The organism is Streptomyces sp. GL_141, assembly GCF_057834385.1.
On sequence record NZ_CM174402.1, the window covers coordinates 4,105,514 to 4,124,396 of the forward strand.

Here is an 18,883-nt window from a genome sequence, read left to right on the forward strand (position 1 = left end):
ATGCATGCGATCACCATCGAACAGCCCGGCGGTCCCGAGGCCCTGGTGTGGGCCGACGCACCCGACCCGGTGGCCGGCGACGGCGAGGTCCTCGTCGAGGTCGCGGCGAGCGCCGTGAACCGCGCCGACGTCCTGCAGCGGCAGGGTTTCTACAACCCTCCGCCCGGCGCCTCGCCCCATCCCGGCCTGGAGTGCTCCGGACGGATCTCCGCGATCGGGGCCGGGGTGTCCGGCTGGTCCGTCGGCGACGAGGTGTGCGCGCTGCTCGCCGGCGGCGGGTACGCCCAGCGGGTGGCCGTCCCGGCGGGCCAACTGCTGCCGGTACCGGCGGGCGTGGACCTGGTGACGGCGGCGGCCCTCCCCGAAGTCGTCTCGACGGTCTGGTCGAACGTGTTCATGGTGGCCGGCCTGCGCCCGGGCGAAACCCTGTTGGTGCACGGCGGATCGAGCGGCATCGGGACGATGGCGATCCAGCTGGCGAAGGCCGTGGGCGCGCGGGTCGCGGTCACGGCGGGCGGCAAGGAGAAGCTGGCGCGCTGCGCCGAGCTGGGCGCCGACATCCTGATCGACTACCGCGAGCAGGACTTCGTGGAGGAGATCCGGGCGGCCACGGACGGCGCCGGGGCCGACGTGATCCTGGACATCATGGGCGCGAAGTACCTGAGCCGGAACGTGGACGCGCTGGCCGTGAACGGCCGCCTCGCGATCATCGGCCTCCAGGGCGGCGTCAAGGCGGAACTGAACCTGGCCGCCCTGCTGGCGAAGCGGGCGGCCATCACCGCCACCACGCTCCGGGCCCGCCCCCTGGAGGAGAAGGCCGCGATCGTCGCGGCCGTACGCGAACACGTCTGGCCCCTGGTCGCGGCAGGCCGCATCCACCCGGTGGTCCACGCCACGTACCCCATGAGCGAGGCGCCCGAAGCCCACCGAGTCCTGGAGGCAAGCACCCACGTGGGCAAACTCCTGCTGACCACATGAGCTGACCGGGGTGCCGGGCGCCGCTGCGCGGGGTCGAGTCCCCTACCCGCCCTCAAACGCCGGACGGGCTGGATGTGCCGCTGCGCGGCAAAACTTCAGCCCCGCCGGCGTTTGAGGCGCGGGGTCCGGGGCGGAGCCCCGGGGAACGGGCGAAGGGCGGGTAGGGGACGGCCCCGCAGGGCAGACCACCCACACCCGCCCCGCCACACCCGCGGAGCTACAGGCTGCGCAGCAGCACCGAAGGCGACTCGACGCAATCGGCGACGTACCGCAGGAACCCGCCCGCGGTCCCCCCGTCACACACCCGGTGATCGAAGGTCAGCGACAGCTGGACGACCTGCCGGACCGCCAACTCCCCCTGATGCACCCACGGCTTCGGAATGATCCGCCCCACCCCGAGCATCGCCGCCTCGGGATGGTTGATGATCGGCGTGGAGCCGTCGACCCCGAACACCCCGTAGTTGTTCAGGGTGAAGGTGCCCCCGGTGAGATCGGCCGGCGCCAGCTTCCCCGCCCGGGCCAGCTCGGTGAGCCGGGCGAACTCCGCCGACAGCGACTCCGCGCTGCGCGTCTGCGCGTCCCGGACCACCGGCACCATCAGGCCCCGCTCCGTCTGCGCGGCGAAACCCAGGTGCACGGCCGGGAGCCGGACGATCTCGTTCGCCGCGAGGTCCACCGTGGAGTTGAGCTCCGGGTGACGGGCCAGTGCGGCCGTGCAGATCCGGGCGAGCAGCGCGAGCACCGAGATCTTGGGGCCGCCCGCGGCGTTCATCGCCGCCCGGGCCGCCATCAGCTCGGTGGCGTCCGCGTCGACCCAGCAGGTGGCGTCCGGAATCTCGCGCCGGCTGCGCGACAGCTTGTCCGCGACCGCCCCGCGCACCCCCTTGAGGGGGATCCGCACGGCGCCCTCCGACGCGGCGGGAGCCACGGCCGACGCCGACGCCGACGCCGACACCGACGCCGACGCCGCCGGAGCCGGTGTCGCAGCCGGAGCCGGTGCGCGCAGCGCCGTCTCGACGTCCGCACGCAGGATCAGGCCCTCGGGTCCCGATCCGCGCAGGGCGCGCAGGTCCACGCCGTGGTCCCGGGCCAGCTTGCGCACCAGCGGCGAGATGACCGGCACCGGCCCGGCGACGACGGCCGGTGCGGTGGCCGCCGGTGCCGTGACGGCGGGTGCCGTGACCGCCACGCCCCCTGGGAACACGGCCGGAGCCGGGCCCGCGGGAGCGGCCCCCGGCGCGGCGGAGCCGGGTCGCACCCGCCTCCGACGCGCCGGACGTGAATCGTCCGAGCCGTACCCGATCAGCGGCCGGGGCGCGTTCGCGGAGTCCGGGGCTCCTTCGGGGGCGACGGCATCGGCCGGCATGCACTCCGCACCCACCGCCACCGTGATCAGCGGTGCGCCGACGGGCAGTTCGGTCCCCTCCTCGCCGAAGCGGGCGGTGACCACGCCCCCGTACGGGCAGGGCACCTCCACCATCGCCTTGGCCGTCTCGACCTCGACGACGGGCTGGTCGATGGCGACGACGTCGCCGACGGCCACCAGCCAGCGGACGATCTCCGCCTCGGTGAGCCCTTCTCCCAGGTCCGGCAGCTTGAACTCCATGACCTGCGGCATCAGTTCTCCCACTGCAGACGGGCCACGGTGTCCAGGATCCGGTCCACGCCGGGAAGGTGGTGCTTCTCCAGCATGGGCGGCGGATACGGGATGTCGAAGCCGGTGACGCGCAGCACGGGCGCCTCCAGGTGGTGGAAGCACCGCTCCGTGACCCGGGCGGCGATCTCCGCGCCCGGTCCGCCGAAGCCGCCGGACTCGTGGACCACCACCGCGCGCCCGGTCCGGCGTACGGAGGCCACGACGGTCTCCTCGTCGAAGGGGACCAGCGACCGGAGGTCCACGACCTCCAGGTCCCAGCCCTCCTCGCGGGCCGCCTCGGCCGCCTCCAGGCACACCGGCAGCGAGGGCCCGTAGGTGATCAGCGTCGCGCTCGTGCCGGTCCGCCGGACGAGCGCCTTGCCGATCCCGGGGACCGCCGCGGGCGCCTCGGGCGACCAGTCGGCCTTGGACCAGTAGAGCCGCTTCGGCTCCAGGAAGATCACCGGGTCGTCGCTGGCTATGGAGGCGCGCAGCAGTCCGTACGCGTCCTCGACCGTCGCCGGGGTCACGACGGTGAGCCCGGGCGTGGCCACGTAGTACGCCTCGGAGGAGTCGCAGTGGTGCTCCACCCCGCCGATCCCGCCGCCGTACGGCACCCGGATGGTGATCGGCAGCGGCATCGCGCCCCGCGTGCGGTTGCGCATCTTCGCCACGTGCGAGATCAGCTGCTCGAAGGCCGGGTAGGCGAAGGCGTCGAACTGCATCTCCACGACCGGCCGCAGCCCGTACATGGCCATGCCGACGGCCGCGCCGAGTATGCCGGCCTCGGCGAGCGGGGTGTCCGTACAGCGGTCCTCGCCGAACTCCTTCGCGAGGCCGTCCGTGATGCGGAAGACCCCGCCGAGCGCCCCGACGTCCTCGCCCATGACGTGGACGGCCGGGTCCTCGGCCATCGCGTCGCGCATCGCCCGGTTCAGGGCCTGGGCCATGGTCGCCGGCTTGGTGGTCGCCGGCTTCACCGCCACGGTGGTCATGATCCGTCCCCCTCTTCCTGCTCGGCCGCGTCCAGCTCGGCACGGAGCATGGCCGCCTGTTCGCGCAGCCGGCCGGTCTGCTCCGCGTAGACGTTTTCGAAGAGGTCCATCGGGTCGAGCACGGGCTCCGCGTTCATTCCGTCGCGGAGGGCCGCCGCCATCGCCTCGGCCGCGTCCTTGGCGGCCTTGATGCCCGCCTCGTCCAGCAGGCCGCGGGCGGTGAGCTCGCGCTCCAGCAGCTCGATCGGGTCGTGCGCCTTCCAGGCCTCGACCTCGGCGTCGCCCCGGTAGCGGGTGGCGTCGTCGGCGTTGGTGTGGGCCTCGATGCGGTACGTGACGGCCTCGATCATGGTCGGTCCGCCGCCGGACCGGGCGCGCCGGACCGCCTCGGACAGCACCTCGTGCATGGCGGCGATGTCGTTGCCGTCGACGAGGCGGCCGGGCATCCCGTACCCCACGGCCTTGTGGGCCAGGGTCGGGGCGGCCGTCTGCTTGGCGAGCGGGACGGAGATCGCGAATCCGTTGTTCTGCACGAGGAAGACGACCGGCGCCTGCCAGACGGCGGCGAAGTTCATGGCCTCGTGGAAGTCGCCCTCGCTGGTGCCGCCGTCGCCGACCATGGCGAGGGCGACCACGTCGTCCCCGCGCAGCCGGGCGGCGTGCGCCAGGCCGACCGCGTGCGGCAGCTGGGTGGCGAGGGGCGTCGAGAGGGGGGCTATCCGGTGCTCGCGCGGGTCGTACCCGGTGTGCCAGTCGCCGCGCAGCAGCGTCAGCACCTGTACGGGATCCAGTCCGCGCGCCACGGCCGCGAGGGTGTCGCGGTAGCTCGGGAACAGCCAGTCCTGCTCCTCCAGGACCATGGCTGCGGCGATCTCGCACGCTTCCTGGCCGACGGTGGAGGGATATACGGCCAGACGGCCCTGCCGGGTGAGGGCGGTGGCCTGGGCGTTGTAGCGGCGGCCGCGCACCAGCTCGGCGTAGCACCGGCGCATCAGCTCGGGGTCGAGCCGGTCGGCGGCCGGGGTGCCCAGCACCCGGTACGGCTCGGGGTCCGGGAGCAGCGGGGCGGCATCCGTACGGGGCCTCCAGGCGGGCGGCGGGGTGGAGCGGTGGGACGCACCGGCACCGGGCAGCTCTTGGACCGTCATGGCGGTGTACACCTCCTCGTGGGAAGCGGGCAGGGAGGCCTCGGGTGTGAGGCCCCTCACCTACCGATTGTTCGGTTGCCCGGGCAATTTGGCTACAGGCGGCGTCAGGCTGTGGACAAAGTGGCGCCGACGCCCTGGTATGGGTGCAGGACGTCCAGGAGAGGCAGGCATCGGGCGATGACGGATGAACAAATGGCCGGAGCGGGTTCCGGGGCGGCTTCCGGAGCGGGGGGCGCACTCGGGGGCGCGCCCGTACCGCCGGTAGCCCCCGGGCCGACGGCACCTCCCCGCCCGCTGGACCCGATCGACCGGGCGATCGTGCGCCTGCTCCAGGCGGACGGCCGCGCCTCGATACGCTCCGTCGCCGAACAGGTCCACGTGTCCCGGGCCAATGCCTACGCCCGGATCAACCGGCTCATCGACGACGGGGTGATCCGCGGGTTCACCGCCCGCGTCAACCACGAACGCGCAGGTCAGGGCGCTTCCGCCTATATCACCCTGAAGATCGTCCAGAACTCCTGGCGCACGGTCCGCGAACAGCTCCGCGAGCTCCCCGGCGCGGCCCACATCGCCCTGGTCAGCGGCGATTTCGACGTCCTGCTCCTGGTCCACACCCCGGACAACCGCACCCTGCGCGAACTGGTCCTGACCCGCCTCCAGTCCATCCCGGAGGTGCTCTCCACGCGCACCCTGCTGGTTTTCGAGGAAACGGATCTGCTGGCCCGCGACCAGAGCGCCGGCCCCACGATCACCGAGGACTGAGGTCCGCCCCCGAAGGGCCGTCTAGCCCTTCCGGCCGGGACCCTCCTCCTCGCGCATGACAACCGGAGGTCCCGGGGCCCCGTCTGCCGGGACATGAACACCAGCACCACCCCTGACACCGGCCCCGCCCCCTCCCCCGCGCCGCGCCTGCCCGAACCGCTGCGCTCCCTCGCCTGGGCCGCGGCCCTGACCGCCCTCGTCACGGCCCTGGGCTACGCGGCCCACCACTGGGCGGGCCCCGGCACGGGCACGCCCCTGGAACCCCTCCCCGGCTCCCCGTGGCCGTACCTCACCGCGTGGGCCGTCCTCGGCTTCTGGGCGTTCCTGCTCGTGCGCTGGGTGGCGCACCACCTGGAATGGGACGCCGTCCTCACCGCAGCGCCCGTGTTCATCGGCCTGCGCACCGGCCTGGCCCACCGCCCCGACCCCGCCCTCCTGTACGGCTACGGCGCCCTGACCCTGGCCGTCGCGTCCGGCGCCGTCCTGCTCTGGCGCCTGCGGGCCCGCACCTGAAACCGGGGAGCGCCGCGGTCGCCGCCCATGGCAACCTGACACGTCACCGCGATGCGTCCCCCTTGCGGAGCGAGCCGTCCACCACCGGAGAACACCCGTGATCCCACCCCGCCTGGTCCCTCTGCTCGATCAGTTCGACTTCGCCCGCGAACGCCTCACGGCCCGGATGGCGGGGCCCGTCATGGACAGCGGGGACGGTTCGGACACCGAGGTCGGCCCGATGACCGACGAGGAGTACTTCTGGGAGCCGGTGGCGGACTGCTGGTCCGTGCGCACCCGCGCGGCCGGACCCGGGCCGCGCGCGACCCTGCTGGCGGGCGCGGGCCCCTGGGGGCGCGACGCCGCGGCCTACCCGCACCCCTGGCCGCCCCCGGTCACCACGATCGCGTGGCGGCTCAGCCACCTCGGCGAGATGATCGCCCTGCGCGCCGACCACGTGGCCGGCAGCCGCACGCTGACCCGGGACGTCCACCCGGTGCCGGGCGGCGCCGTGGAGGCGGTCGCCGCCTTCGACGCGGCCGCCGCGGCCTGGCGCACGGCACTGCTCACCGTGGACGACGGCGCGCTGGACACGGTCGGGTACTCCAGTTATCCCCACGGCAGCGATCCGCAGGACGCCCTCGTCGACGTCGTGTGGTGGGTCAACCAGGAGCTGCTGCACCACGGGGCCGAGATCGCCCTGCTCCGCGACCTGTACCGGGCGCGCCCGCGCTGACCCGCACTGCTGAACCTCCCCGCTGACCCGCCCCGCGGGCCTTAGCGCTGCGTGCGCAGCCCGTCCAGGGCCATGCTGACCACCGCGTCCGCGAGCTGGTCGGGGGTGGTGCCCGGGTGCGGGCGGTACCACTCGACCAGGGAGTTGACCATGCCGAAGAGGAGGCGGGTGGCGAGCCGGATGTCCACGTCCGCCCGCAGGTCGCCCTCGGCGGCGGCGGCCTTCAGCAGCTCCGCGACCTGGTGGTCGAACTCGCGGCGGCGCTCCAGGGCCCAGCGCTCGGTGCGGGTGTTGCCCCGGACCCGCAGCAGCAGGGTCACGTAGGGGAGCTCTGCGACGAGGACCTCGACCGTGCGGCGCGTGACGTACTCGACGCGTTCGACCGCGCGGCCCCGTATCGCCCCCGGCTCCGCCAGGACCGCGAAGAGCTCGTCCAGGGCCCGGCTGACGGCGCGGTGGAGCAGCTCCTCCTTGCCGGCGACGTGGTGGTAGATCGAGGACTTCGAGATGCCGGCCGCCTTGGAGAGGTGCTCCATCGAGGTGCCGTCGTAGCCGCGCTCGTTGAAGACCTGGACGGCGACGGACAGGAGCGTCTCCGGCGTGTACGTGTCCCGCTTGGCCGTGGTCATTCCGTCTCCCCCGCCTCGTCGTCCGGACCCTCGTCGTCGCCCGCCGCGTAGCCCAGCTTGTACAGCGCCAGCGAGGGCGCGTACCGGCCGCCGGGGCAGCGCTCGTCGAGGTGGTGCAGCAGGTCGTACGCCCAGTCGCGGCCCAGCCGGTCGTGCCATTCGGCGGGGCCCACCGGGTAGTTGACCCCGAGCCGCATCGCCGTGTCGATGTCCTCGGCGCCCGCCACCCCGCGCGCGACGGCGTCGGCGGTGAGGTCGATCAGCATCGCGACCGTCCGGGCGACGATCATGCCCGGCACGTCGCCGATGACGGAGACCTTCTTGCCGAGCTTCTGGAACAGCCCGACGGCCTCGGCGAGCGTCCGCTCGCTCGTGTCCTCGCTGACGGAGAGCGCGATCCGGGTGGCGTCGCGGTAGTCGAAGGCGAGGTCGAAGTAGACGACGTCGGCGAACTCGATCGCCGTCTTGCCGTCGGCGAGCACGAGCTGCCCCTCGCCGGGGAGCTGGATGTACGGGCCCCCGTGCTCGACGGGCGCGACCTCGATCCCGGCCTCCTCCATGAGGTCGAGGAGGGCGGCCGCCGGTCCGAGGTCGCCGACGACGGTCACCTTCGCGGGCGCGTCGGCCGGGTCGACGGGAGCGGCGGTGTGCGGGGCCGGGGCCTTCGCGTCCGGGCCGTACGGGTACCAGCCGTGGCCCGACTTGCGGCCGAGGCGGCCCGACTGGACCAGCCGCCGCTGCGCGAGCGACGGGGTGAACTTGGGGCTGCGGAAGAAGGACTCCCACACCGAGCGGGTGACGGCCTCGTTGACGTCCTGGCCGATCAGGTCGGTCAGCGCGAAGGGGCCCATCTTGAAACCGCCGCTCTCGCGGAGCACGGCGTCGATGGTCGCCGGGTCGGCGCCCTGCTCCTCGTACACCGCGAAGGCCTCGGCGTAGAAGGGCCGGGCGATCCGGTTGACGATGAAGCCCGGGGTGTCGGCGCAGCGCACCGGCGTCTTCCCCCAGCCCAGGACGGTGGCGTACGCGCGGTTCGCGGCGGCCGGGTCCGTCGCGAACCCGGAGACCACCTCGACCAGCGGGAGCAGCGGGGCCGGGTTGAAGAAGTGCAGGCCCAGGAAGCGGCCGGGGTGCGCGAGTCCGGCGGCGAGCTCGGTGACCGAGAGGGAGGAGGTGTTGGTGGCCAGCAGCGCGTCCGGCGAAACCACCTCTTCGAGCGCCGCGAAGAGCGCCCGCTTGACGGTGACGTCCTCGACGACCGCCTCCACTACGAGGGCGGCGCCGGCCAGCTCCGGCAGCCCGGCCGCCGCCGCGATCCGGCCGATCGCGTCCTCGGACTCGGCGCGGTCCAGACGGCCCTTGGCGGCCATCCGCTCGACCCGGTCCTGGACGAATCCGACCGCGTCGGCGGCGAGCGCGGCGTTGATGTCGTAGATCAGCACGCGGTGACCTGCGAGAAGGGCGACTTGGGCGATGCCCTGCCCCATGGTGCCGGCGCCGACGACCGCCACTGTGCGGGACCGCTCGATTGCTGTCATGCCCAGATCCTCCCGCACCGACTTGTCCACAGGTCTGCCGGGCCCTCTTGTCCCGACCGATCGTTCGGTTACTCTAACTCCAGTCTGCTCTTGTTCATCCCTTCTTGCCTGCCCCGATCGCCTGATCCCGCCCGGCTCAAAGAGGAGTTGGTCCCTGATGGCCGCCGAGCTCACCGTCCCCCAGCTGTCCGCCAAGCACCGGCCCACCCTGGACCAGGCGCTGGCCACCATCCGCAGCCGCGCCTACTGGTCCCCGCACCCCGAGCACCCCAAGGCGTACGGGGAGACCGCGCCGGCCGACGGCCTCGCCGCCTTCGAGGCGCTGCGCGGCACCCGGCTCGACCTCGGGCAGCCCGGCACCGACGGCTGGACGGGCGCGGAGACCTCCCCGTACGGGGTGGAGCTCGGCGTCGAGTACCCGCACGTGGACCCGGAGGTGCTGCTGCCCGCGATGCGGGCCGGCATGGGCGCCTGGCGGGACGCCGGGCCCGAGGCGCGCGCCCTGGTCTGCATCGAGATCCTGGCCCGGATCTCGGCGCGGACGCACGAGTTCGCGCACGCCGTCATGCACACCAGCGGCCAGGCCTTCATGATGGCGTTCCAGGCGGGCGGCCCGCACGCCCAGGACCGCGGTCTGGAAGCGGTGGCCTACGCCTACGAGGAGCAGACCCGCGTCCCGGGACAGGCCGACTGGTCGAAGCCGCAGGGCAAGAAGGACCCCCTCGAACTGGGCAAGACCTTCACGGCCGTCCCGCGCGGCATCTCCCTGATGATCGGCTGCAACACCTTCCCCACCTGGAACGGCTACCCGGGGATCTTCGCCTCCCTCGCCACGGGCAACCCGGTGCTGGTCAAGCCGCACCCGCGCGCCGTCCTCCCGCTGGCGCTGACCGTCCAGGTGGCCCGCGAGGTCCTGGCGGACGCCGGCTTCGACCCGAACCTGGTCGCGCTGGCCGTGGAGCGCCCGGGCGAGGGCATCGCCAAGGAGCTCGCCGTCCGGCCCGAGATCAAGGTCATCGACTACACCGGGTCCACCGAGTTCGGCGACTGGCTGGAGGTCAACGCCCGCCAGGCCCAGGTCTACACGGAGAAGGCCGGCGTCAACACCGTCGTCCTGGACTCCACCGACAACTACAAGGGCATGCTCTCCAACCTGGCCTTCTCGCTCTCCCTCTACAGCGGCCAGATGTGCACCACCCCGCAGAACCTGCTGATCCCGCGCGACGGCATCGAGACGGACGCCGGGCACAAGTCCTACGACGAGGTCGTCTCGGACCTCGCGGGCGCGGTCGGCGGCCTGCTCGGCGACGACGCGCGGGCCAACGCCCTGCTGGGCGCGCTGGTCAACCCGGACGTGAAGGCCCGTCTGGAGGCAGCGGCCGGGCTCGGCGAGGTCGCGCTCGCCTCGCGCGAAGTCACGCACCCCGATTTCCCGGGCGCCGTCGTGCGCACCCCGGTGATGGTGAAGCTGGACTCGGCCAAGCCGGACGACTCCGCCCCCTACCTCTCGGAGTGCTTCGGCCCGGTCTCCTTCGCGGTCGCGGTCGACTCCACGCAGAGCGCCCTCGACCTGCTGCGGCGCACGGTCCGTGAGAAGGGCGCCATGACGGTCGGGGCGTACACCACGTCCGCGGACACCGAGCGGGCCATCGAGGAGGTCTGCCTGGAGGAGTCGGCGCAGCTCTCGCTGAACCTGACGGGCGGGGTCTATGTGAACCAGACCGCGGCCTTCTCCGACTTCCACGGCTCAGGCGGCAACCCGGCGGCGAACGCCGCGCTGTGCGACGGGGCCTTCGTCTCGAACCGCTTCCGCGTGGTGGAGGTCCGCCGCCAGGGCTGACCCCTAGAAGGTCTCCTTGGGCCCGCCCCAGTGGAAGAGGGTCATGGCCACGCTGGTGGCCAGGTTGTAGCTGGAGACCTGCGGCCGCATCGGCAGGGACACCAGGTGATCGGCGCGGGCGCGCAGCTCGGGCGAGATGCCGTGGCGTTCGGAGCCGAAGGCGAGCAGGGCCTCGTCCGGGAGGGTGAGGGCGCGGATGTCCTCGCCCTCCGGATCGAGGGCGTACAGCGGGCCGGGCGGCAGCGTGTCCAGCTCCACCCGGTCCACGGTGGTGGCGTAGTGCAGCCCCGCGCCGGCCCGGACCACGTTGGGGTGCCAGGGGTCCAGATCCCCCCGGGTGACCACGCCGGTGACGCCGAAGCCGGCGGCGAGCCGGACGACGGCGCCGACGTTGCCCAGGTTCCGGGGGTTGTCCAGGACCACGATCGGGGCCGTCCTGGGCCGTGCGTCGAGCCGGGCCCGCCCCTCGGCCCGGCCGGGCCGGACCGCGAGGGCCGCCACCCCGGTGGGGTGCACCCGCGCCAGCAGCCCCTTGAGCGGAGCCCGCCGCACCAGCCGGGCGACATCCGCCTCCACGTCCTCGGCCAGCTCGCGCGCAAGGCCCCGTACGGCGTCCGGCTCGTCGGCGACGACCATCCGCACGTCCGCCCCGAACCGCAGGGCGTGCTTCAGCGCATGAAACCCGTCGAGAAGCACCAGGTCCTCCCGCCCGACGGCCTCCCGCCAGCGCCGTTCGGTGTCCTCGATGCCGTCGGGGGTCCCGTGCTGCTCACTCATACAGCCGACCCTACGGCCCACCGGCCGAACCCCACCCCTCCGCCCCGAACCCCACCCCGCCGCCCCGATCCAGCCCCTCCGGCGTTTGAGGAGCGGGGTCTGGGGCGGAGCCCCAGGGGGGTCCGGGGCGCAGCCCCGGGGAACGGGCGAAGGGCGGGTAGGGGACAAGCCCCCGCAGGGCCGGCCTCAGCGCGGAACCGGGCTGGGGAGCGCAGGCTCCGGATCCGGATCCGCGTAGGGCTCCCGGTCCGCGACGGACCGCCCCCCACCCACCCGCCGCGCAGCGACCCACGCGCCGAGCCAGACCAAAAACGCCGTCGGCAGAAACACCGCGTCAGCGGCGATCATCGCCATCGAGAAGAACGGCAGCCCCAGCAGCACCGCGATCCCCGCATGCTCCAGCATCATCAACGCCAGCAGCACGTTCTTGATCCGCCGGTTGAACAGGGTGAACGGGAAGGCCACCTGCACCGCGACCGTCCCGTAGGACAGCAGCATGACCAGCGTGCCGCTGCTCCCGAGGAAGGCCGAGACCCCGGGCCACGGGGTGAAGTAGTCGAGGTTCAGCGGGTAGTACAGCGCCGTGCCGTCCTGCCACCGCGAACCCTGGATCTTGTACCAGCCGGCCGTCGCGTAGATCAGGCAGACCTCCACCATGATCACCAGCATGCCGGCGTTGTGCAGCAGGTTGGCCAGCACGTCGAGGACGGCCCGCCCCTCCCCCTCCGGCTCGTAGCGGTCGACCATCCACCACAGCGCGGTGAGCACCCACAGGGCCGTGAAGACCACCAGCCAGCCGGTGCTGAACCGCCCGGTCGCGGCCCCGTACACGAACACCGCGCCGAGCACGAGCCACAGCACCGGCCCCGCCCGCCCGGCCGAGGCCGCGCCGAGCCGGCGGGCGCGGCGGGCGTCCAGCGACCAGACCTGCGCGCACCGGGTCAGCACGAGGTAGATCGCCATCAGGTGGATGACGTTGTCCCCGCCGTCGCCCATGAAAACGCTGCGGTTCTGCAGGGACAGCACTCCGACCGCGAACACCACGGAGGTCGCCCGGGTGCGCCAGCCCAGCACCAGCAGCACCGACGCCAGCACGGCCACGGCGTAGACGATCTCGAACCAGAGCGCCGAGTCCGACCACATCAGCACCGTGAAGGCACGGTTCGAGTCGATCAGCCGCCGCGCCAGCTCCCAGCTCCACGGCCCGTCCGGCCCGTACAGCTCGTGGCGGTGGGGGAACTCCCGCAGCAGGAAGAACAGCCAGGTACCGGCGAAGCCGATGCGGACCACGGCGCTCTGGTACGGCCCCAGCGCCTGCCCGCTGACCCGGGCCAGCGCCCGGCCGGCGGAGGCCCTCAGCCCCGCGATGCCGGACCCCGCCGCACCGGGCCCCTTCACACCGTCCACCACGGCAGCTCCCGGTAGTACGTCTGGGTGTCGGCCTTCTCGTCGGACCACTGGGGCGCGGCGACCTCCGTCGTCGCCCCGCGCAGCTGGATCCGTACGATCTCGCCCTCCGCCGGATGCCCGCCCTTGCCCACGGCGGTATCGGCCGGGGTGCGCGGGTCCAGCCGGTCCAGGGCGATCCGGCGCAGGTACTGCTCGGCGAGTTCGCCGCGCTCGCCGGTGGACTTGTTGTCATCGTCGTGGGAGGCCGTGAAGAAGTCCCAGGCCCGGCGGAGCTCGTTCTGCTCGGTGTGGCTCGGCAGCAGGCTGTGGCGGATGGCCGCGCCGTCCTCGGCGGACAGCCCGCGCCAGTTGCCCGTCACCAGCTGTCCGTCGTCCGTCCGCACTTCCGCGCGCACCTCCACGGCGATGTTCTGCTGGAGCGGGTTGGGGGCGAAGAGCTTCCAGTTCTGTTCGAACTCGGGGTAGATCCAGTAGTCGATCACGCCCGCGTGCCGCTTGCTGACCGTGTTGGACGGGGCCACGTGCAGGAAGACGAGGGCCAGGTGCCCGCAGGCGGCCACCGCCACCGCTCCGAGGGCGAGGGCCGTGACGACCCGGTACGGGGTGGACAGGCCGGCGATTCCCGGCGCCCTGGGCGGGAGCGGAGCCGCTCCCGCGAGGGGCTCGCGCTCGTTCGAATCCATCCCGCCCCGATCATCCGGTGTCCACAGGGTTGACCACAGAGGTTGACACCCTACGGGCCCTCGTCCCACCATTGAAGAGCATGAACCGAACGATCGGTCGGTCGGGCGGGACGAGGCGGGAAAAGACCTCTGACAGGGGGCCGTGATGGTGGCAGTGACCCCGGCAGTGACATCGGGGACGGAGGGGCGGAGCGCGGAGCAGGACGCCGAGCGGGGCGCGGGGATCGGCGTGAGCGCCGACCTCGGCGCACAGCTCGCGGCGGCCTTCGACGCGGCCGTGGCGGCCGACGAGCGGGTGGAACCGCGCGACTGGATGCCCGACGAGTACCGCGCCTCCCTGGTCCGCCAGATGGCCCAGCACGCCCACTCCGAGATCATCGGCATGCAGCCCGAGGCGAACTGGATCACCCGCGCGCCCTCCCTCCGCCGCAAGGCGATCCTGATGGCGAAGGTCCAGGACGAGGCCGGCCACGGCCTGTACCTGTACAGCGCCGCCGAGACCCTGGGCACCAGCCGCGACGAGCTCCTCGACAAGCTCCACGCCGGGAAGCAGAAGTACTCCTCGATCTTCAACTACCCCACGCTGACCTGGGCCGACGTCGGCGCGATCGGCTGGCTCGTGGACGGCGCGGCGATCACCAACCAGGTCCCGATCTGCCGCTGCTCCTACGGGCCGTACGCGCGGGCCATGGTCCGGATCTGCAAGGAGGAGTCCTTCCACCAGCGCCAGGGGTACGAGCTGCTCCTCGCCCTCTCCCGGGGCACCGAGGCCCAGCACGCGATGGCGCAGGACGCCGTCGACCGCTGGTGGTGGCCCTCGCTGATGATGTTCGGCCCGCCGGACGCCGAGTCGGGGCACTCCGCGCAGTCGATGGCCTGGCGGATCAAGCGCCACACCAATGACGATCTGCGCCAGCGCTTCGTGGACATCGCCGTCCCGCAGGCCGAGTCACTGGGGCTGACCCTGCCCGACCCGGACCTGAAGTGGAACGAGGAGCGCGGGCACCACGACTTCGGAGCCATCGACTGGGCGGAGTTCTGGGAGGTCCTCAAGGGCAACGGCCCGTGCAACGAGGAACGGATCGGCCAGCGCCGCACGGCGCACGAGGAAGGCGCCTGGGTGCGCGACGCGGCCGCGGCGTATGCGGAGAAGCAGGCGGCGGCCACGGCCACCGCGGCGACCATCGGAAGCGAGGCTCGGGTATGACGCGGAACTGGCCCCTGTGGGAGGTGTTCGTCCGCTCGCGGCGCGGCCTCTCGCACACGCACGCGGGCAGCCTGCACGCCCCCGACGCGGAGATGGCCCTGCGCAACGCCCGCGATCTCTACACCCGGCGCGGCGAGGGCATCTCCATCTGGGTGGTGCCCTCCACGGAGATCACCGCCTCCTCCCCGGACGAGCGGGACCCGTTCTTCGCCCCGTCCGCCGACAAGCCCTACCGGCACCCGACCTTCTACGAGATCCCCGAGGGGGTGCAGCACCTGTGACGAGCACCGAGATCAACACCGAGACGAGCACCGCATCGGGAACGGCCGCCGTGGCGGCGGCGCTGGCCCTCGGCGACGACGCGCTGATCCTTTCGCACCGCCTCGCCGAATGGGCGGGCCACGCGCCCGTCCTGGAGGAGGAGGTCGCCCTGGCCAACATCGCCCTCGACCTGCTCGGCCAGGCCCGCGTCCTGCTGTCGACGGCCGGTGACGAGGACGAGCTGGCCTACCTCCGCGAGGAGCGGTCCTTCCGCAACCTCCAGCTGGTCGAGCAGCCGAACGGCGACTTCGCCCACACCATCGCGCGCCAGCTCTACTTCTCGTTCTACCAGCACGAGCTCTACGGGGAACTCGCGGTCGGCGGCGGCCCGTTCGCGCCGCTCGCCGCCAAGGCGGTCAAGGAGACCGCCTACCACCGCGACCACGCCGAGCAGTGGACGCTGCGGCTCGGCGACGGCACCGAGGAGAGCCGGCGCCGGATGCGCGCCGGCCTGGACGGGCTGTGGAAGTACACCGGGGAGATGTTCCGGCCGGTGGACGGGCTCGACGAGATCGACTGGGCCGCCCTGGAAGGCCGTTGGCTGGCCGCGGTGGGCGGCGTACTGGAGCGGGCCGGTCTGGAGCCGCCCCAGGGGCCGCGGCACGGCGCCTGGGCCGCCGGAGCCGGCCGGCAGGGGCTGCACACCGAGTCGTTCGGCCGACTGCTCGCGGAGATGCAGCACCTGCACCGCAGCCACCCGGGGGCATCGTGGTGACCGGCACCGGTGCGGGCGCTGCCGGCGCCTGCACCGAGCAGACCCGGCTGGAGGTGGAGCTCGCCGCGCTGGCCGGCTCCGTCCCCGACCCCGAACTGCCCGTGCTCACCCTCGCCGAGCTCGGCGTGATGCGCGGGGTGCGGATGCACGAGGACGGCCACGTGGAGGTCACCCTGACCCCCACCTACACCGGCTGCCCGGCCATCGAGGCCATGTCCGCCGACATCGAGCGGGTCCTGACCGACCACGGCATACCGGAGGTCCGGGTGCGGACCGTGCTGGCCCCCGCCTGGTCCACCGACGACATCAGCGCCGAAGGCCGCCGCAAGCTGGCGGAGTTCGGCATCGCCCCGCCGCGGCCGCACGCCGCCGGCGGACCGGTCCCGCTCACCCTGTCCGTCCGCTGCCCGAACTGCGGATCGACCGACACCGAGCTGCTCAGCCGGTTCTCCTCCACCGCATGCAAGGCGCTGCGCCGCTGCATCGCCTGCCGTGAACCGTTCGACCACTTCAAGGAGCTGTAGATGGCCGTGTCACCGCCGTCACCCACGCCGGTGTCGCCCGCAGGCCCGGCGGCCGCCGCGTCGGCGCGCCCCGCGCGCCACGGTGCGTTCCACACCTTGACGGTGACGACGGTCGACCGGCTCACCGAGGACTCCGTGGCCCTGACCCTGGCCGTCCCGCCGGAGCTGCGCGCCGAGTACCGGCACGCCCCCGGCCAGCACCTCACCCTGCGCCGCGGCGGCTCCGGCACGGCGGGCACCGCGGAGGTGCGGCGCACCTACTCGATCTGCTCCCCCGCCCCGGCCGCGGACGGGCCCGGCCCCGCCGCGCTGCGGGTCGGGGTGCGGCTGGTGGAGGGCGGGGAGTTCTCCTCCTTCGCCCACAAGGAGATCGCCGCCGGGGACGTCCTGGACGTGATGGTCCCGGCCGGCCGCTTCGTCCTGGACCCCGCGGCCGCGCCGGCCGCCGCGCACTACGCCGCGATCGTCGGCGGCAGCGGCATCACCCCGGTGCTGTCGATCGCCGCCACCCTCCTCGCCGCCCGCCCCGACGCGCGGTTCTGCCTGGTGCGCAGCGACCGCAGCGCGGCCTCGACGATGTTCCTGGAGGAGGTCGCCGACCTCAAGGACCGCTATCCCGACCGGTTCCAGCTCGTCACCGTGCTGTCCCGGGAGGAGCAGGAGGCCGGTCTGCCCTCGGGGCGGCTCGGCGAGGAGCGGCTGACGGAGCTGCTGCCCGCCCTGCTGCCGGTCACGGAGGTGACGGGCTGGTTCCTGTGCGGGGCCTACGGTCTGGTGACGGGAGCGGAGCAGGCACTGGCCGCTCTCGGTGTCCCGCGGACCCGGGTCCACGAGGAGGTCTTCCACGTCGAGGACACGGCGCCGCCCGCGCGCACCGCTTCGGCCGACACCACCCGCGGCCGGGTCACGGCGCGGCTCGACGGCCGCTCGGGCACCTGGCCGGTACGCGACGGCGAATCCCTGCTCGACGCGGTGCTCCGGGCCCGCGCGGACGCCCCGTACGCCTGCAAGGGCGGGGTGTGCGGCACCTGCCGGGCCTTCGTCGTATCGGGCGAGGTGCGGATGGACCGCAATTTCGCGCTGGAGGAGCAGGAGACGGAGGCCGGGTTCGTGCTGGCCTGCCAGTCGCACCCGGTGTCGGAGGACGTGGAGATCGACTTCGACCGGTGAGCGGGGGACGGCGCGGACTGCGCCGTCCCTCTTGCTGCCGCTCCTGCCGTCGCCCCTGCCGTCCCCCTGTCAAATTTCCAGAACGTGTTCTATCTTGACGCACCGTCAGGCAGAGCGCGATCCGGGTACGCGGGAGGACAGGCAGTGGACTTCACCTTCACCGAGGAGCAGCAGGCCGCCGTCGAGGCGGCCAAGGCCGTGTTCGCGGACGTGGCCCCCGACGGCGTGCCCAGCCCCGCACTCACCCCGAGGGCGGTGGCCGAGGAGTTCGACCGCGAGCTGTGGGCGAAGCTCGCCGACTCCGACCTGTTGAGCCTGGTCCTCACCGAGGAGCACGGCGGCTCCGGACTCGACGCCATCGCCCTGTGCCTGGTCCTGCGCGAGTCGGCGAGGGTACTGGCCCGGGTGCCGCTCCTGGAGCACTGCGCCACCGCCATGACCGTCCAGGCCCACGGCAGCCCCGAGCTGGCCGGCGCCCTGCTGCCCGGCGCCGGGCAGGGCAGCCTCGTCCTCACCGTCGCCGCGCACGGCCGCAGCGGCCACGACCCGGCCGAACTGGCCGTCACCGCACGGCGGGAACGACAAGAACGACAAGAAGGGGACACCTGGGTCCTGGAGGGCCTCCAGACGGCCGTCGCCTGGGCGCACAGCGCCGACTGGATCGCCGTACCGGCCCACACCGGGGAGGGCGAGGCGGTCCTCGCGTTCGTCCCCCGGGACGCCGGGGGCCTGTCCCTCGCGGAGCAGTACTCCACCAGCGGGGAGCGGCTCGCCGAGCTCACCCTCGACGGCGTACGGGTCCCGGCCGCGCACCTGATCGAAACGCCCGGCGCCTGGGACCACCTGCGCCAGCTCCTGGCCACCGGGACCTGTGCGCTCGCGCTCGGCCTCGGCGAGAACGTGCTCACCATGACCAGCCAGTACACGAGCAAGCGCGAGCAGTTCGGCTTCCCGGTGGCCAGCTTCCAGGCCGTCGCCGTCCAGGCCGCCGACCGCTACATCGACCTGCGCGCCATGGAGGTCACCCTCTGGCAGGCCGCCTGGCGGCTCGACGCCTCCACGGGCGGGGCGGGCGGGCCGCTGCCGAGCGCCGGCGATGTGGCCGTGGCCAAGATCTGGGCCTCCGAGGGCGTACGCCGCGTCGTGCAGACCGCACAGCACCTGCACGGCGGCTTCGGCGCCGACACCGACTACCCGCTGCACCGCTACCACGCCTGGGCCAAGCAGCTGGAGCTCCAGCTCGGCCCGGCCGCGGCCCACGAGGAGGCGCTGGGCGACCTGCTGGCCGCCCACCCCCTCGCCTAGCCCGTCGCCTTCGGCAG

General features: G+C 73.2%; 19 protein-coding genes. 11 read left to right on the forward strand and 8 right to left on the reverse strand.

Annotated features, from left to right (window positions below):
• A complete protein-coding gene (locus tag AC3IX6_RS17900) occupies nt 1-978 on the forward strand; it encodes an NAD(P)H-quinone oxidoreductase (RefSeq protein ID WP_489371122.1) in 978 nt (325 codons plus the stop codon).
• 217 nt (nt 979-1,195) lie between these two features.
• Here AC3IX6_RS17900 and AC3IX6_RS17905 read toward each other — a convergent pair whose 3' ends face one another.
• From AC3IX6_RS17905 to pdhA, 3 genes are read right to left on the reverse strand one after another with little or no spacing between them, the layout of a single operon-like run.
• The gene (locus tag AC3IX6_RS17905; protein WP_489371123.1) at nt 1,196-2,596 is read right to left on the reverse strand and encodes a dihydrolipoamide acetyltransferase family protein; all 1,401 of its coding nucleotides are present in this window, start codon (nt 2,594-2,596) and stop codon (nt 1,196-1,198) included.
• Nucleotides 2,596-3,609: an alpha-ketoacid dehydrogenase subunit beta gene (locus tag AC3IX6_RS17910; RefSeq protein WP_489371124.1), complete on the reverse strand. Its 1,014-nt coding sequence runs from the start codon at nt 3,607-3,609 to the stop codon at nt 2,596-2,598. Before AC3IX6_RS17910 ends, AC3IX6_RS17905 begins: the two co-directional genes overlap by 1 nt.
• Complete coding sequence (gene pdhA, locus AC3IX6_RS17915) at nt 3,606-4,757, reverse strand: pyruvate dehydrogenase (acetyl-transferring) E1 component subunit alpha (protein ID WP_489371480.1); 1,152 nt, start codon at nt 4,755-4,757, stop codon at nt 3,606-3,608. The genes AC3IX6_RS17910 and pdhA overlap by 4 nt, the downstream gene beginning before the upstream one ends.
• 177 nt (nt 4,758-4,934) lie before the next feature.
• Between pdhA and AC3IX6_RS17920 the strand changes: the two genes are divergently transcribed.
• The 3 genes from AC3IX6_RS17920 to AC3IX6_RS17930 all read left to right on the forward strand — a co-directional run bounded on the left by AC3IX6_RS17920 (nt 4,935) and on the right by AC3IX6_RS17930 (nt 6,747).
• Nucleotides 4,935-5,519, forward strand: a complete 585-nt coding sequence (locus AC3IX6_RS17920; protein ID WP_489371125.1) for an Lrp/AsnC family transcriptional regulator — start codon at nt 4,935-4,937, stop codon at nt 5,517-5,519.
• Between the two features lie 93 nt (nt 5,520-5,612).
• Complete coding sequence (locus AC3IX6_RS17925; RefSeq protein WP_489371126.1) at nt 5,613-6,032, forward strand: hypothetical protein; 420 nt, start codon at nt 5,613-5,615, stop codon at nt 6,030-6,032.
• Nucleotides 6,033-6,129: 97 nt separating this feature from the next.
• The gene (locus AC3IX6_RS17930) at nt 6,130-6,747 is read left to right on the forward strand and encodes a DinB family protein (RefSeq protein WP_489371127.1); all 618 of its coding nucleotides are present in this window, start codon (nt 6,130-6,132) and stop codon (nt 6,745-6,747) included.
• Nucleotides 6,748-6,788: 41 nt separating this feature from the next.
• Here the strand turns inward: AC3IX6_RS17930 and AC3IX6_RS17935 are convergent, their stop codons facing one another.
• Together AC3IX6_RS17935 and AC3IX6_RS17940 are read right to left on the reverse strand one after the other, a co-directional pair.
• Nucleotides 6,789-7,376: a TetR/AcrR family transcriptional regulator gene (locus tag AC3IX6_RS17935; RefSeq protein ID WP_274548577.1), complete on the reverse strand. Its 588-nt coding sequence runs from the start codon at nt 7,374-7,376 to the stop codon at nt 6,789-6,791.
• A complete protein-coding gene (locus AC3IX6_RS17940; RefSeq protein ID WP_489371128.1) occupies nt 7,373-8,914 on the reverse strand; it encodes a 3-hydroxyacyl-CoA dehydrogenase in 1,542 nt (513 codons plus the stop codon). The genes AC3IX6_RS17935 and AC3IX6_RS17940 overlap by 4 nt, the downstream gene beginning before the upstream one ends.
• Before the next feature lie 157 nt (nt 8,915-9,071).
• On the opposite strand from AC3IX6_RS17940, the gene paaN reads away from it, so the two are divergent.
• Nucleotides 9,072-10,754 carry a phenylacetic acid degradation protein PaaN gene (gene paaN / locus AC3IX6_RS17945; protein ID WP_489371129.1) on the forward strand — a complete coding sequence of 561 codons (1,683 nt, stop codon included), beginning with the start codon at nt 9,072-9,074 and terminating at the stop codon, nt 10,752-10,754.
• A 3-nt stretch (nt 10,755-10,757) separates the two neighbouring features.
• Here the strand turns inward: paaN and AC3IX6_RS17950 are convergent, their stop codons facing one another.
• From AC3IX6_RS17950 to AC3IX6_RS17960, 3 genes are all read right to left on the reverse strand, one after another.
• Nucleotides 10,758-11,531 (reverse strand): TrmH family RNA methyltransferase, encoded by a 774-nt coding sequence (locus AC3IX6_RS17950; RefSeq protein WP_489371130.1) that lies wholly within the window; start codon nt 11,529-11,531, stop codon nt 10,758-10,760.
• A 186-nt stretch (nt 11,532-11,717) separates the two neighbouring features.
• Nucleotides 11,718-12,941 carry an HTTM domain-containing protein gene (locus AC3IX6_RS17955; protein WP_489371131.1) on the reverse strand — a complete coding sequence of 408 codons (1,224 nt, stop codon included), beginning with the start codon at nt 12,939-12,941 and terminating at the stop codon, nt 11,718-11,720.
• Complete coding sequence (locus tag AC3IX6_RS17960) at nt 12,926-13,624, reverse strand: DUF5819 family protein (protein ID WP_489371132.1); 699 nt, start codon at nt 13,622-13,624, stop codon at nt 12,926-12,928. Before AC3IX6_RS17960 ends, AC3IX6_RS17955 begins: the two co-directional genes overlap by 16 nt.
• A gap of 145 nt (nt 13,625-13,769) precedes the next feature.
• Between AC3IX6_RS17960 and paaA the strand changes: the two genes are divergently transcribed.
• The 6 genes from paaA (at nt 13,770) to AC3IX6_RS17990 (ending at nt 18,866) form a co-directional block, all read left to right on the forward strand.
• Entirely contained in the window at nt 13,770-14,831 is a 1,062-nt protein-coding gene (paaA, locus tag AC3IX6_RS17965; protein ID WP_489371133.1) for a 1,2-phenylacetyl-CoA epoxidase subunit PaaA, read from the forward strand.
• Nucleotides 14,828-15,112, forward strand: a complete 285-nt coding sequence (gene paaB, locus AC3IX6_RS17970) for a 1,2-phenylacetyl-CoA epoxidase subunit PaaB (RefSeq protein WP_254382163.1) — start codon at nt 14,828-14,830, stop codon at nt 15,110-15,112. The genes paaA and paaB overlap by 4 nt, the downstream gene beginning before the upstream one ends.
• A complete protein-coding gene (gene paaC, locus AC3IX6_RS17975) occupies nt 15,109-15,867 on the forward strand; it encodes a 1,2-phenylacetyl-CoA epoxidase subunit PaaC (protein ID WP_489371134.1) in 759 nt (252 codons plus the stop codon). The genes paaB and paaC overlap by 4 nt, the downstream gene beginning before the upstream one ends.
• Complete coding sequence (gene paaD / locus AC3IX6_RS17980; RefSeq protein WP_489371135.1) at nt 15,861-16,391, forward strand: 1,2-phenylacetyl-CoA epoxidase subunit PaaD; 531 nt, start codon at nt 15,861-15,863, stop codon at nt 16,389-16,391. The genes paaC and paaD overlap by 7 nt, the downstream gene beginning before the upstream one ends.
• Complete coding sequence (locus tag AC3IX6_RS17985; RefSeq protein WP_489371136.1) at nt 16,392-17,561, forward strand: 2Fe-2S iron-sulfur cluster-binding protein; 1,170 nt, start codon at nt 16,392-16,394, stop codon at nt 17,559-17,561.
• Nucleotides 17,562-17,705: 144 nt separating this feature from the next.
• A complete protein-coding gene (locus AC3IX6_RS17990) occupies nt 17,706-18,866 on the forward strand; it encodes an acyl-CoA dehydrogenase family protein (protein ID WP_489371137.1) in 1,161 nt (386 codons plus the stop codon).
• Nucleotides 18,867-18,883: the final 17 nt, after the last annotated feature.